This window comes from Paraburkholderia terricola, assembly GCF_900142195.1.
Taxonomy (GTDB): Bacteria; Pseudomonadota; Gammaproteobacteria; order Burkholderiales; family Burkholderiaceae; genus Paraburkholderia; species Paraburkholderia terricola.
In genome coordinates this window covers 200,900-214,582 of sequence record NZ_FRAB01000008.1, presented here as the reverse complement: position 1 = coordinate 214,582, position 13,683 = coordinate 200,900, and the positions used below count along the sequence as shown (strand labels likewise).

Here is a 13,683-nt window from a genome sequence, read left to right as displayed (position 1 = left end):
CATGTGTTGCGCGATCGTGGCGCTCGGCATGACCTTGCTGGCGAGTTGGCGAAGCGTGTCGGGCACGCTCGTCGGCCGCGCCGGGCGGCTGCGCGGTATGGCGATTGTGGTTGCCGCGCTCGGCGCGGCGGGCGGGTCCGCGTTGGCGGCGGATCGATTCGCGGCGGGCGCGGCGCAGTCTTCGCAGTCGTCTTTGTATATGCGCTTTAGTGCCGTGGCGATTTGTGGGCATTTCATCAGATAGCGGGGCGTCGTGTCCAGGCGCGGTGGTCTCCTCACGCCACACGCCGCGCCCGATTGCCGTATCGTGCAGACTCGAAGCTTGTTCGTTGCTTATCGAGGGCACGTCATGGCACTTTCATCGAACGACGCCGTGCGGCGCGCCGGCAGACGCTCCTTTCTGCGCACGGTAACAAGCGCCGCCATCGGCTTGCCGGTCTCGATCGCTCTGCCGCGTTTGACCTCGGCGCAAACGCAGGCCCAACCACAACCGCAACCACAACCGCAAACCGCCACGCCCTCGCGTATCGCACAGCGTGTGATTCCGTCGACTGGCGAACGTTTGCCGGTCATCGGCTGCGGCACGTGGCGCACGTTCGATGTCGGCGATGATCCCGGCGCTCGCGCGCAACTTGCCGACGTGCTGCGAATTCTCTTCGAGGCAGGCGGCTCGGCGATCGACTCGTCGCCGATGTACGGCTCGTCGGAAGCTGTTGCCGGCGCGCTGCTGACGCAACTCGACGCGCACCGCAAAGCCTTCGTCGCGACCAAGGTCTGGACTCAGGGACGCGAGGCCGGCATCGCGCAGATGGAGGAATCGCTGCGCCGTTTTCAACAACCGCGCATCGATCTGATGCAGGTCCACAATCTGCTCGGCTGGCGCACGCAACTCGCCACGCTGCGCGACTGGAAAGCGCGCGGCCGGATTCGCTATATCGGCGTCACGCACTACACGTCGAGTGCATTCGGCGAAGTCGCGGCCGTGATGCGCAGCGAAAAGCCCGACTTCGTGCAAATCAACTATGCAGCGGATGACCGCGCCGCCGAGGCGCGCATCTTGCCGCTCGCGGCGGAGCTGGGTATCGCGGTGGCGATCAACCAGCCTTTCGGCGGCGGCGGCCTGCTCGCGCGCGTCGGCAAAACGCCGCTGCCCGCGTGGGCCGCGGAGATCGACTGCACGAGCTGGGCGCAACTGCTCCTCAAGTTCGTGCTCGCGCAAGCGGCGGTGACGGTGGTGATTCCCGGCACCGGGCGTCCGCAATACATGGCCGACAACGTTCGGGCCGGCTCGGGTCCGCTGCCCGATAAAGCGATGTGCGCGCGGATCGTGGCGGCGGTGGGCGGTTGAACACCGCGTGGTCGATTCGCTCCTGAACCTGCTGCCGTGTTTTCGTGAGGGGCGCGGATGCGCAAGGTGTTTTCAACGCAAAACCCCGCGCATTCGTTTTGCATTTATTCGCGCGTCAATCCATAGCACATTCCGGGAAATGGAAAGCTAGGTTTTCCGTAGGCAATCGGGAATCGCGGGGTTTCTAGAGTATTAACTCGGATCATTTACTGGGATTCCATTCGAACGGCATACACCGTGTGAAACTTCAGGAAAGATTGTGAAAGGAAGTTGACACGGGAACGTTTGCCAAACTAGGCTACGCACTGTCGTCAAAACTGATTAAAAAAATTTACCCCTGCCCGGAGACGCAGGCAAGCCGCCGCTTTGCCCATCAGTCAGACGATCGCATGGAAGCTGAACGAAACGGTTCCAATCCGTTTCGCTGAAAGCATTGTAATGATTAAACGCCGTTATTTAAAAATCAGCCGCAAGTGCTGAGGGTGTAACACGTCCATATATTCTCGCCAGCAATTCGGTGTTGGTGCGGGAGACCTTTTTCTCTGAAAAAACAGAGAAACCAGTTGAAGCATTCATCGCACTTTCTTTATGCCGATATTGTCAGTCGAGGATTAATCATGAGTATAAATTTCCGATTGCAGATACAGTGCCTGGCGCTAGCCGGAATAATGGTTCTGGCGGGATGCGGCGCGGGAGATGGCGCCTCCACGCTGACGAGCAAGTCCGCGCAGACGCCGACGGCCGCTTCCGACACGGCGCTGGCGCCGCCCACCGCGCCGATCGCCGCGAATCCGTCGATCGACAAGACGGTGCCGCCGGTCGAACTGCCCGACACGGTCATGCCCGTCAACTACAAGCTGTGGTTCCGGCCGAACCCGGCGCTGTCGTCATTCGACGGCCGCGCCGACGTGCAGATCAAGGTGCTGAAGGCCGTCAACGCGATCACCATCGCGGGCCACCGCGTCAAGTTCACCAATGGCACGATCACGCTTCAGCCTGGCAACATCCCGTTGATCGCCACGCCGCAGGACGACGGCGACTTCTATCAGCTTCGGCCCGTCAGCGGCCAGATCGCGGCCGGCAATTACTCGCTGCACATGGAGTGGAGCGGCATCATCAACTTCAAGAGCTATGACGATCCGGTCACCAAGACCGGCGGCAGTTGCGGCGACGATCCGTATCCGGGATGCTCGGCGGCCGAAGGCGTGTTCCGCGTCGATCTGAAGGCGACGGACGGCACCACGAGCGGCGCGATTCTCACGCAAGGCGAATCGAATCTCGCGCGCCAATGGTTCCCCGGCTGGGACGAGCCGGCTTTCCGGCCCACCTATGAGGTGAGCGCGGAAGTCCCGCAAAACTGGAACGTCGTCTCGAACGCGGCGGAGAAACCGGCGGTGAACGTGGACAGCGGCTACAAGCTGGTGTCGTTCGAAAAGACGCCGCCGATGCCTTCGTATCTGCTCTTCTTCGGCGGCGGCCAGTTCGATATTCTCGAGGACGATTTCACGAGCCCGCTGCCGGACGGCAAGGGTCTGCATCTGCGTATCTTCACGCCGCCCGGCATGCGTGACTGGGCCAAGCCGGCGATGCAGCAGACCAAGCAGGCGCTCGATTACTACTATCGCTACACGGGCATTGCGTTGCCGCTCACCAAGTTCGACACGATCGCGGCGAACGACGCGTTCAAGGAGCAGAAAGACCTGAACTTCGGCGGGATGGAGAACTGGGGCGCGATTCTGGAATTCGCCGACGACATTCTGCCGGCGCCGGGCACCGAGATGTCCGATTACGGCGTGACGGTGCTCACGCACGAAGCGGCGCACCAGTGGTTCGGCGATCTGGTCACGCTCGACTGGTGGGACGATGTGTGGCTGAACGAGTCGTTCGCCACCTTCTTCGAGAACAAGACCAAGGTGCGTTTCTTCCCGGACCGCTTCAGTTGGGTCGACGACGTGAAGAACAAGTACGCGGTGATCAATGCCGATCTGAAATCCACCGCGTTCCCGGTGCAGCCGAACTTCAACGGCTGGGCCTCGAACGACTTCGTGCTGAGCGCGAGCGCCTTCACCTACGACAAGGGCGGCCACGTGCTGAAGATGCTGGAGAACTATCTCGGCGAGGAAGTGATGCGCAAGGGGCTGCAATCGTATCTGGCCGACTATGCGCTCGGCAATGTCACGCCAAGGCGCCTGTGGGATGAACTGACCAGGGCAAGCGGCGAGCCGATGGTGGCGATCGGCGACAGCTTCGTGCGGCAAACGGGCGTGCCGTTGATCTCGCTCGACACGCAGTGCGATCTGGTCTCGAATCAGACCGTGGTCACGCTCAAGCAGTCGCCGTTTCCGAACCAGAACCCGTACCCCGGCACGCAGTGGACCATTCCGTTGACGCTCGCCTACGGCGACGGGCTCACGTCGCGCAAGACGGTTGCGATGAAAGACATGCAAACGCAGGTGCGCCTGAACGGTTGTTCCGCGGTGCTCGCCGATCCGAGCGGTCTCGACTACTACGTGACGAATTACGGCAACACCGCGTGGAGTCAGTTGCTCGCGCAGGGCAACGCGTTGAAGGATCCGGTTCTGCTGACCAATCTGCAACTCGAAGCGAAGCTGCTGGTGAAGAACGGTCTCGCCGATCCGTCGCGTGAAACCAGCATCGGTTCGTTGAACCCGACTGCTACGCCGCTCGCGCGTCAGATGCTCATGACCCCGCCGACGACGCAATCGCTGCGTCCGCAGATCCGCTTCCAGGGCAAGCTCAGGTCGAAGCAGCAAGCGCAGCAGGCGAAATAAGCGGCCGGCGTTATCGAGCCGCGCTGAAAAGCAGGGCCGTGGTCCGCATCGTCATGCGATGCGGGCCACCGCCTTTACGTTTCAGGAGCCACGCGTTTTGCCGTTTCGCGGCTACCTTTCGCACCTTCGCAAAAGTAGCCAATAGCAGCCGAAATCCAGGTGCGGGCCGCCACGATCCAGCGAGGCGGAAGTCATCGCAAACCGCCCCAGCGTGGCCGTTTCTCGTGGGCCTGAGCGGTCTAGCGCGCGGCCAATTCATCGTTTATACCCTTCATTCCCCGATGCAACGCCGCCGACCGCGCTTCTCATAGGCGTGTTTGTTGCATGCCAGAAGGCCGCGAGCATGCGCCTATTCGTCTGCCCGCGATATCACCTGCACGAGCGGCCATCGAGGTCGCGCCGTACCGTCCGCATCTACACGTGACGTTGAATCTTTTACAACCTTGCAGCGCGAAGCCGACTCGCAGAGCCGGCATGTGAAGCGCGGCGTTGTCGTGTTGTCGTTACCCGATGAGCGAATTAGCAAAACCGTCGGAAGAATGTTGAACCAGGTCCGACGAACCGTCGGACGGAAGGGTTCCGGAGAGTATTGCGATGTTCGACGATACCGAGTTGTCGAGGTCCAGGAGGGCCGGCCGGGATGCCGGCTTCGACACTGACGAGCCCGAACAGGATCCGGCGCCGCCGCCACGCTTCGGACGTCTCGCGCTATGCGTAGCCGCCGCAAGCGCGCTCGCCTTCGGCGTGGTGGGGACGGTCGCGTACGGCGTCTGGTTCAATCACGATCAGCAGGCCTATGCCGAAGCCATGGCGGGTGCGCGGCGCGCGCTCGGCGTGCCGGCGTCGGCGGCGAGCGCAGCGGTGCTCGCGAAGTCGGCGTCATCGCTGGGACCGCCGATGTCGATGACGATGGCGGGGCCGGGCATGCCGTCCGCGCCCGTCGCGGCGGCGCCCGTGAATGTGCCGCTCACGGCCCCGATGGGCGCGGCGGTCATGGATACGGCGGTAACGGGGCCCGCAACACCCGGCGCGGCAACCCCGGACAGCAAGCCGGCCATGAACCCGCCCGCACCAAAACCGCCCGCAACGCCTGCATCCTCCGTCGCGACACTCACCTCGGAGGGCGAAGAAGGCCGCAAACAGGCAGTCTGGTCAGGCCGTGTCATGCGGCGCCCCGCAACCACGATCGCTCAAGCCGGCGCATCCAACGCTACCTCCGCGCCGGCTGCAACGTCGGTCCGATCGAGCCGGCGCGCGAGCAGCGGCTCCGATCCCATCGTGCAGCCGTTCGCGGCGGCGCGGCCGGTCAAGGACGCGCGAGCCGCTCAGCAGGAGCGGCGGGCAACGCCCGTCAACGCAAAACCGAAAGGCAATGTGTTCACACGGATGAGCCTTTTCTTTAAACGCACGAGCTACCGGCAACATGGCCGCGCAAGCCAGCAAGACATCTATTCCCATCCCTGAGCGGCATCGTCCCCGGCGCGCCGCGGTGCGCGTCCCGACGCTGCGCCTGGGGCCGGGTCCCGCGACGATGGCTGTCGCGTCGGTGCTGTGCCTGCTGATCGGCCTGCTGTACCTTGCCTTGCAGATCAGGATGGTCTTTTCGGATCAGATCAAACAGGAATATGCGAGCCTGGTTCTCGAAGAGATCGAACGCGCGGACAGCGCGCGCCATCTCGCGGACGTATGGGAGCATGTGCCGGTCGATAGCGAGGCGAGGGCGGAGGGGCGGCGAAACGCGCGCGCCGAACTGGCTCGCCGTCTCACGTCGCTCGCCGCGCTGGTGAACGCGAGCCCGTCCGCGGCGCCGCGTATTGCGCCCGCCGCGCCCGCCGCGCCCGCCGCGCTGTCGCCGGACGCGAATCTTCGCGACACGGATGCGCTGCTGCGCAACGCCTCGGCCTATTGGCACGCGCAACGCGACATCGACAGCGCCGACGTGCGGGTGCGGATCACGCATGTGGCGTACACGGTGATCGCTCTGGCCGCGCTGCTGTTCTGCATGTTGATCACGGCGCTCGGCATGTATGCGAAACGGACGCGCCAGTTGGCGGGACAGTCGCAGGAATTCGAGCACGCCGCGCTACACGATCCGATGACCGGTCTGCCGAACCGGCGCAAGCTGTTCGCCGCCCTCGAAGCAGCCGCGATGCGGCGGCAGGCCGAGTCGGCGACTCACAAGATCGCCGTGCTGTATGTCGATCTGGACGGATTCAAGCAGGTCAACGATTCACTCGGTCATCGCGTCGGCGATGAATTTCTGGTCGCGGTGTCGAAGTGTTTTCGCGGCTCGGTGCGCAAGGCCGACGTCGTCGCCCGGATCGGCGGCGACGAATTCGCCGTGCTGGTGCGGGGATTCTCGACGGATGCGGAACTCGTCGAGATTGCCGGGCGGCTCATCGCGTGCGTGGTTCGCACGGACGAGCAGATGGGAATCGGCCTGGTTCGCGCGAGCATCGGCATTGCCAGCTTCCCCGATCTCGTCGACGACTACCGTCGCCTGATCGGCGCGGCCGACGAGGCGATGTACCAGGTCAAGCGCAGCGGCAAGAACGGGTATGCGTTCGTGGATCAGGGGCGTAGGGCGGCGACGTTGTGATCGGCGCCGACGCGACAACGCGCGCTGGGCCCCTTCACCCGCCACCGCCCTTCATCCTCAATTCGCCGACGCCTGCGTCCGTTCAGCCTGCCGCGTTTGCGTCGCCGCGCTCACCGCGGCAAAAACGATCACGTTGACCGCCAGCGCCAGAAAACCAATATTGACGTCCTTCAACGCATCGGGCAAAAACGGCATCAGTTGGCCCACGCTCAAATGCATGCTGGTCGTCACCGCCACCACCGCGACGCCGGCGAGAATCCCGCAGAACGCGCCTTCCTTCGTGGCGCGATGATTCGGCCGCAGGCTGCAAATCACCGCCGGAAACAACTGCGTCACGAAGCTATAGCCCATTAGCAGCAATGCGACGATCGTCTCGCCGCCATGCAGCGTGAAGCCCACCGCGACGAGCGCCACCACCGGCACCAGAAAGCGCGCCAGCTTGGCGACCGCCGCATCCGACGCATTGCGGTTCACCATGCCGCGATACACGTCGTTCGCCAGCAGCGTGGAGGCCGCCGTCAGGATCATCGAGCCCGGCACCAGCGCGGTCAGCACGCCCGCCGCGCCGATCACGCCGACGAACCACGGGTCGAAGGTCTGCAACGACAGGCGGAACAACGAGAGGTCGATGTCGCCGCCCTTGAGCCCCGGCACCTTCAGCGTCGCCGCGAAGCCGACGAAGAACACGAACAGCAGAATCAACTGGTACAGCGGCAGCACGATCGCGTTGCGGCGGAAAATGCGCTCGTCCCTCGCGGTGAAGATCGAACCGAACGTGTGCGGCCACATGAAAAAGCCCAGCGCCGTGAGCAGCACGGTGGACTGGAACCAGGTCACGCTCGAACCCTTGGCGGGGAACGTGAGAAAGCCCGGACGCGCGGCGTCGATCGCATGGAACATCTCGCCGAGGCCGCCGTAATAGTGCAGCGGCAGATAGATGCCGAGGAACAGCACGATCGCCAGAATCAGCAGATCCTTCACCACCGAATTCCACGCGGAGCCGCGCACGCCCGAGACGATCACGTAGGACGTCACCACCGCGGCGCCGATCCACACGGCCGCGGTCGATGAAATCACGCCGTAGGAAGCCGTCGCGACGATGATGCCGAGCCCCTTGAGTTGCAGCACGAGGTAGGGGATCAGCGCGGCGACGCCCACCAGCGCGACGAGCGTGCCGAGCGCCGGGCTTTCATATTTGCGCGAGAAGAAATGCGGCTGCGAGACGAGCCGGTGGTTCTTCGCATAACGCCAGATCGGCGGCAGCATCCAGTAAGAGAGGATGTAGGCCAGCGTGCCGTAGGCCAGAATGTAGTAGACGGGCGCGCCCTTGCCATAAGCAAAGCCGCTGCCGCCGAGGAAGGTGAAGGTCGTGTAGATCTCACCCGCCATCAGCAGGAACACGAACGCGGTGCCGAAGCTGCGGCCGCCGACGGTCCATTGTTCGAGGCTCATGTCGTGGCCGCGCCGCGCGCGCATGCCGAGGTAAAGCGCGAACACCGTGATGGCCGCGATGATGACGAGGGCGCTCATGAGCGAACCTCCTCGCCGTCGGCGGCGATGTGGCGATTGGACGCGTCGAGGCGATAGACGATCGCCATGATGAGCGAGCTCAGCACCACCCACATGACGATCCATGCGAGCACGAAGGGCATGCCGAGCATCAGCGGCTCGACACGGTTGACAAACGGAACGCCGAGCAGAATGCCGATGAACGGCAAGGCGGCGAGTACACGAAGCAACATAGGGGGCAACTCCTCGAACCGGTCAGTACGTCTCGTTGAAAGTGCGGCTTCGCAGCGACTGTATGCCTGATGCTTTGGTTGCGTAAAGTCGATCAAAAATGCGTGTAGGCTTTCTGAAAGTTGCCGGCACACCTTTCGGCCGCGCTATGATGCTCGCCACGCAACGCAAGCATCATCCGGACCGCCCGCGCGGCTCCGGTTCGTTCAACCTAGCGCGGCGCCTTTTCATGCGCGGACAGTCGAGCCGCCCGAGCCGCCGCCCGCCACGGGTCGCATATGGTCGAAAGTCTGATCGCGGACATTCTGTTTGGCTTTACCGGGTTGATCAGCATCATCAACCCGATCGGCATTGCTTTCGTTTTCCTTGACCGCACCGCCTCGCTGACCACCGAGGAGCGCACCGCGCTCGCGAGGAAAATCGCCATCAACGTGCTGTGCGTGCTGCTGGTGGCGTTTTTCATCGGCACGCCGATCCTGCATTTCTTCGGCATTTCAATGGAGGCGCTGCGCATCGGCGGCGGCCTCGCGGTCGCGGTGGGCGGCTGGCAGATGCTCAATGCGCCCGACACGCAACCCGCGGACAAGCCGGGCGTGAAGCGCGTGGACGCGGACAATGCGATGTCGAAGGCGTTCTTCCCGTTCACCATTCCGCTCACCACAGGACCGGGCTCGATCGCCACCGCCATCGCGCTGACGGCCAACCGCACGCACAAGCTCTCGGAGTTCGTGCTCTCGGGCATCGCTTCCGTGGTGATCTCGCTGGTGGTGGCCGCCACGGTCTATCTGGTCTACAGCAAGGCGGTGGTTTTCGCCCGCTATCTCGGAGCGGAGGGAACCAAGGTCGCCATGCGTGTATCTTCGTTTCTGCTGCTGTGCATCGGCGTTCAGATCATGCTGACGGGCTTCTCCGAATTCCTGATCCCGATCGCGACCATGCAGCCGGTCAAATAGCCCGCGCGCGGCGGCAAACAAAAAAGGAGCGGACGATGACACCCCGGATAGAAGCCTTCTACGACGCCACCACGGGCACTTTCAGTTACGTCGTCTACGCGGGCGAAGGCTCGGCGTGCGCGGTGATCGACCCGGTGCTCGACTACGATCCGAAATCCGGCCGCACGTCGACGGCGGGCGCCGAACGCATCGTCGCTTTCGTCCGCGAGCATGGCTTGCGTGTCGAATGGCTGCTGGAAACCCATGCGCATGCCGATCATGTTTCAGCCGCGCCTTATCTGAAGGAGACGCTGGGCGGCAAGATCGCGATCGGCGAAAGCATCCGCATCGTGCAGGCGGCATTCAAGCGCATTTTCAATTTCGGCGACGAGATGCACGCCGACGGCCGCCAGTTCGATCATCTGTTCGCGCCCGGCGAGACCTTCGGCATCGGCCAACTGAGCGCGCAGGCGCTGCATGTGCCCGGTCATACGCCGGCGGACATGGCGTATCGGATCGGCGATACGGTGTTCGTGGGCGACACGCTGTTCATGCCGGACGGCGGCTCGGCGCGCTGCGATTTTCCGGGCGGCGATGCGCGCATCCTGTATGAATCGGTGCGGACTTTGCTGGCGCTGCCGCCACAGACGCGGCTGTGCATGTGCCACGACTACCCGCCGGACTCGCGCGGGCCGCAATGGCAGACCACCGTCGCCGAGCAGCGCCGCGACAATATTCATTTGCACGACGGCGTGACGGTCGAGGAATTCGTTGCGATGCGCACCGCCCGTGATCGCACGCTCGGCATGCCGACGCTGATTCTGCCGGCCATCCAGATCAACATTCGCGCGGGCGCGCTGCCGGAGCCCGAAGCCAACGGCGTGCGCTATCTGAAGATTCCGTTGAACGCGTTCTGACGGTTGACGCGCAGCGCTAGCGCTTCAGCAGCATCGCACTCAACACGGAGAACACCGTCGACGGCAATTCCGCGAGGCGGCTTACCACCACGTTGTGCGGATAGAAGTCCTCGACCGCATCGGTCAGCACGCCGATGCCGACCAGTTCGATGCCGCGCTTGCCGATGGCCGCGACGCGTTCGCGCAGATCGCTGCGCAACACCTGCGTGTCGCCGTCGCCGGTCGAGGGATAGCCGTCGGAAAATACCATCAGGATGCGCCGTTCGGCCGGATGATCGGCGAGGCGCGTCGCCGCCCAGGCGAGCGCCTCGCCGTCGGGATTCTCGTGGCCGCAATCGATCCGCGCGATGCCGCTCAGATCGGCCGCGCCAAAGCGCTTGTAGACCTTCAGATCGAGCCGTTCGACGAAGCGGTTATAGCGCCGCAAATCCGCGCCGGCCGCACGCTGCCGCTCGTATAGCTGCTTCATCGGCGCGGATTCGAGCGAGCAGTAGCCGAGCACCTCGCAATCGAACGACAACTGCGTGAGCGCATCGCACAGCGCCGCCGCGCACAGCCGCGCGAGTTCGATCTTGCGTCCGGCCATCGAGCCGCTGCGGTCGATCAGCAAGCTCACGGCGACGTCGCGTCCCTTGGCCGCGCGCTGCGTGCGAAACGGCGTGCGATAACCCGGCGAGGTCGCGAGCCTGGCGAGCGACGTGCGGTCGATCTCGCCGCGCTCCTGTTCGCGCCGCCAACGGGTTCGCTCGTCGGCGCTCAGCGCGCGTTCGAGTTTTTTCTTCAGCGGCGCGGTGTCCGCGCGAGCCTGCGCGCGCAGCTCGCGCCACGCCGTGCTGTCGCCCTGGCCGGTGAGGTCGGCGATGTCGTCGAATTCGGTGGCGAGCGGAATCGACAGGCGTGCGCGCGCGGCGTGCGGGACGGCGGCAGCTTCGCCTTCCGTGCGGGCCGAGGGCTGTTGCGTATCGGCCGGCGATTGGCCCATGCCCACCGCGTTGTCCGCCTGCGCGCCGCCGCTTTGATCGGACGGCGGCGAGGCCGTGTTGCCCTGATCGGGGAGCAGGGTGTCGTCGTCGTTGAACGGCGCGGACGAGGCGGCAACGGTTTCCGTCTCGATGTCTTCGAGCGGATCGGCGGTGAACGCCATGCTGTTCACGTCGCCCGCCGACAAAGCCCGTACGCGCGCCACCAACGCCTGCGCTGTCGCGATGCTCCGCGCGGTCGAACCGCTCGCGCGCGCTTCGTCCAGCAAATCTTGCGACGCATGCAGCGCCGCGATCAACGAATGGCTCGCTTCGGTCGGGCTCGGCTGTTCGTCCCACAGCGCACGCTCCACCAGCCACACGAGCCGGTCGCGCCAGTGCAGCTTCGGCCAGCGTTGCCGCGCCCGTTCGGCGGCATGCACGCGCAACTTGCCGATGAACCAGCGCGCGCCCGGATATTCGTCGAGCAATTGCGCGCACACGCGGCGGTCGTCGATCACTTGCGCAAGCGTGGCCGCGACGCCGGCCGGCAAGGCGTCGAGTTGCGCGAGCGAAGCATGCTTGGCGCGCGCCACCAGCAAGTCCAGATAACCGATCAGCACGTCGCGCTCGACGCCGCCGTTCAACTCGTAATCGGGAATCACGATGCGGCCCGGTTCGACGCGCGGGCCATCGGGACTGAACGCGACCGTCACGCCGTATTGCCCGGTGAGCACGCGCGCCACCTTGCCGAGCGTCGATTCGAACGCGAAGCCTCGCGTGTCGCGCGCCGCGTGCTTCGCGCTCGTGCGCGCCGCGTTCATTCGGCTCACCGTCACGCGGCCGGCGCGATGTGATGACGGACGATGCCGCGAATCAACGCGGCGTCCTCGGGGCTGATCTTCGCGTAGATCGCCGGGCCGGCCGCGCGCTCTGGGTCGCCGGTGCGCAGCATCAGTTCGGCCCAGTCGAGCAGGCGGCGCGTGGAGAACGCGCTCGACAGATCCTCGCGGGCAAATGCCGCGCGGCAGTCGGCGGCAATCGCGGCGAGGGTGGTGGCGAGCGGGCGGGTCATGTGCGGGGCGAGCGTGCGCATCAGCACGTCGGCTTCCTCGGCGGGCGTCAGATAGTCGAGCTGGTACACGCGCCAGCGATCGAGAAACGCCTCGTTCATCAGATTCGCGCCTTGATACAGATGACGGAACTGGCTCATCGCGCCCACCGCGTTCGCGGTGGCAAAGAGACGAAACGCCGGATGCGGCGCGACGATCTCGTTGCCTTTCTCCTTCAGCACGAGCCGGCCGTGCGGTTCGAGCACGGCGGTGAGCGCGGCGAGAATCGACGGTTCGGCAAAATCGATTTCGTCGACGATCAGCCACAGCCCTTCGCGCATCGCCGTGGGCAGCACGCCGTCGACCCACAGCGTCTCGCCGCCCTTGACCGTCCAGAAGCCGACGAAATCGCCGACCGTGGTCTGTCCGTTCATGTTCGAGCGCAACACGCCGTGACGCGAGCGCGCCGCGACCTGTTCGATCAGGCTGGTCTTGCCGGCGCCCGTGTGACCGATCAGCATCACGCGCCGGTTTTCGACGATGTCCTCGACGATGTCGTTAAAGCGCTCGGAGAACAGATAGGCCGGATTGAGGCGCGGCACGAGCGGGTTGGCGATGCCGCACGGCACGTCGATATGGCCGATACGCACGGTGTCGCGCGTGCTGTCCGTGCCTTGCGTCTCGCGACGTTTCTCCGCCAGGGCCAGCGCCGCCGCGCGCCGCAAGGCCGGCATGAAGGCGGCCCGTTCCGCCGCGCTGTCTTCGCTCGCGGCGTCGGCGGTGTCGATCGCGAAGCCTTCGCGGCGCCACTTCTTCAGCTTCGCGCGCAGGTTTTCGGCGTCGACCACCAGATCCATGTCGACCGCTCCGGCGCCGTGACCGTCGCCCACGCCATGCTCCAGCCGATAGTTTTCCGGCCGGTCGGCCACGCTCACGCGCCACCATTCCGGGCCGTTTTCGGTCGCGCGTTGATAAAGGCCAAGGTTTTCGTCTTCGGTCAGTTCGGGCGCGTTCATGGCGAAGTTAAAGGTTTGATAAGCAATGGAGAATCCGGATTCGGCTCGGGCCGAATGAGCGGCTATCTTAGCCGGCGCAGCTTTCGTTTCGCATCGAGGTCGCGGCGCCAATTTCATTGCCGCCGTGAAAGTCGAGTACGCCGTCCGCAAAAGTTTATTGCGTAAAAGGGCTAGTCCGTCCGGCGTGTATCACCTATAGTTCCGCGACCAACTGTGTAGTTTTACAACATCGTCATCGCGAGCCGGTGCGAATCACGCGTGGAACCGGCTTCGTCCGGTGTGCGCGGCAAGTCAATGCGCATGCCGTTGAACCGCCCGCGCGAAGCGC

11 protein-coding genes are annotated in these 13,683 nt (G+C 64.5%); 7 read left to right on the top strand and 4 right to left on the bottom strand.

Annotation, left to right across the window (positions count from 1 at the left end; genetic code table 11):
* Position 1 precedes the first annotated feature (1 nt).
* The 5 genes from BUE39_RS09865 (at position 2) to BUE39_RS09845 (ending at position 6,739) form a co-directional block, all read left to right on the top strand.
* A complete protein-coding gene (locus tag BUE39_RS09865) occupies positions 2-244 on the top strand; it encodes a hypothetical protein (RefSeq protein WP_073428453.1) in 243 nt (80 codons plus the stop codon).
* A gap of 105 nt (positions 245-349) precedes the next feature.
* On the top strand, positions 350-1,348 hold the full coding sequence (locus tag BUE39_RS09860; protein WP_073428452.1) for an aldo/keto reductase: 999 nt from the start codon (positions 350-352) through the stop codon (positions 1,346-1,348).
* 617 nt (positions 1,349-1,965) lie between these two features.
* The gene (locus tag BUE39_RS09855) at positions 1,966-4,140 is read left to right on the top strand and encodes a M1 family metallopeptidase (RefSeq protein WP_073428451.1); all 2,175 of its coding nucleotides are present in this window, start codon (positions 1,966-1,968) and stop codon (positions 4,138-4,140) included.
* A gap of 594 nt (positions 4,141-4,734) precedes the next feature.
* The gene (locus BUE39_RS35150; protein ID WP_073428450.1) at positions 4,735-5,604 is read left to right on the top strand and encodes a hypothetical protein; all 870 of its coding nucleotides are present in this window, start codon (positions 4,735-4,737) and stop codon (positions 5,602-5,604) included.
* Positions 5,564-6,739 (top strand): GGDEF domain-containing protein, encoded by a 1,176-nt coding sequence (locus tag BUE39_RS09845; RefSeq protein ID WP_073428449.1) that lies wholly within the window; start codon positions 5,564-5,566, stop codon positions 6,737-6,739. The genes BUE39_RS35150 and BUE39_RS09845 overlap by 41 nt, the downstream gene beginning before the upstream one ends.
* A 57-nt stretch (positions 6,740-6,796) precedes the next feature.
* Here the strand turns inward: BUE39_RS09845 and BUE39_RS09840 are convergent, their stop codons facing one another.
* Positions 6,797-8,269 (bottom strand): sodium:solute symporter family protein, encoded by a 1,473-nt coding sequence (locus BUE39_RS09840; protein WP_073428448.1) that lies wholly within the window; start codon positions 8,267-8,269, stop codon positions 6,797-6,799.
* Complete coding sequence (locus BUE39_RS09835; RefSeq protein ID WP_073428447.1) at positions 8,266-8,481, bottom strand: DUF3311 domain-containing protein; 216 nt, start codon at positions 8,479-8,481, stop codon at positions 8,266-8,268. The genes BUE39_RS09840 and BUE39_RS09835 overlap by 4 nt, the downstream gene beginning before the upstream one ends.
* Positions 8,482-8,757: 276 nt before the next feature.
* On the opposite strand from BUE39_RS09835, the gene BUE39_RS09830 reads away from it, so the two are divergent.
* Together BUE39_RS09830 and BUE39_RS09825 are read left to right on the top strand one after the other, a co-directional pair.
* Entirely contained in the window at positions 8,758-9,432 is a 675-nt protein-coding gene (locus BUE39_RS09830; protein WP_073428446.1) for a MarC family protein, read from the top strand.
* A 35-nt stretch (positions 9,433-9,467) separates the two neighbouring features.
* A complete protein-coding gene (locus BUE39_RS09825) occupies positions 9,468-10,328 on the top strand; it encodes an MBL fold metallo-hydrolase (protein WP_073428445.1) in 861 nt (286 codons plus the stop codon).
* A 16-nt stretch (positions 10,329-10,344) separates the two neighbouring features.
* Here the strand turns inward: BUE39_RS09825 and BUE39_RS09820 are convergent, their stop codons facing one another.
* Positions 10,345-12,111 carry a cobaltochelatase CobT-related protein gene (locus tag BUE39_RS09820; RefSeq protein WP_073428444.1) on the bottom strand — a complete coding sequence of 589 codons (1,767 nt, stop codon included), beginning with the start codon at positions 12,109-12,111 and terminating at the stop codon, positions 10,345-10,347.
* Between the two features lie 11 nt (positions 12,112-12,122).
* A complete protein-coding gene (locus tag BUE39_RS09815; protein ID WP_073428443.1) occupies positions 12,123-13,355 on the bottom strand; it encodes an AAA family ATPase in 1,233 nt (410 codons plus the stop codon).
* Positions 13,356-13,683: the final 328 nt, after the last annotated feature.

Coding starts and splice junctions, on each gene's coding strand:
- BUE39_RS09865 (WP_073428453.1), top strand. CDS start 2: ATGTGTTGCGCGATCGTGGCGCTCGGCATGACCTTGCTGGCGAGTTGG.
- BUE39_RS09860 (WP_073428452.1), top strand. CDS start 350: ATGGCACTTTCATCGAACGACGCCGTGCGGCGCGCCGGCAGACGCTCC.
- BUE39_RS09855 (WP_073428451.1), top strand. CDS start 1,966: ATGAGTATAAATTTCCGATTGCAGATACAGTGCCTGGCGCTAGCCGGA.
- BUE39_RS35150 (WP_073428450.1), top strand. CDS start 4,735: ATGTTCGACGATACCGAGTTGTCGAGGTCCAGGAGGGCCGGCCGGGAT.
- BUE39_RS09845 (WP_073428449.1), top strand. CDS start 5,564: ATGGCCGCGCAAGCCAGCAAGACATCTATTCCCATCCCTGAGCGGCAT.
- BUE39_RS09840 (WP_073428448.1), bottom strand. CDS start 8,269: ATGAGCGCCCTCGTCATCATCGCGGCCATCACGGTGTTCGCGCTTTAC.
- BUE39_RS09835 (WP_073428447.1), bottom strand. CDS start 8,481: ATGTTGCTTCGTGTACTCGCCGCCTTGCCGTTCATCGGCATTCTGCTC.
- BUE39_RS09830 (WP_073428446.1), top strand. CDS start 8,758: ATGGTCGAAAGTCTGATCGCGGACATTCTGTTTGGCTTTACCGGGTTG.
- BUE39_RS09825 (WP_073428445.1), top strand. CDS start 9,468: ATGACACCCCGGATAGAAGCCTTCTACGACGCCACCACGGGCACTTTC.
- BUE39_RS09820 (WP_073428444.1), bottom strand. CDS start 12,111: ATGAACGCGGCGCGCACGAGCGCGAAGCACGCGGCGCGCGACACGCGA.
- BUE39_RS09815 (WP_073428443.1), bottom strand. CDS start 13,355: ATGAACGCGCCCGAACTGACCGAAGACGAAAACCTTGGCCTTTATCAA.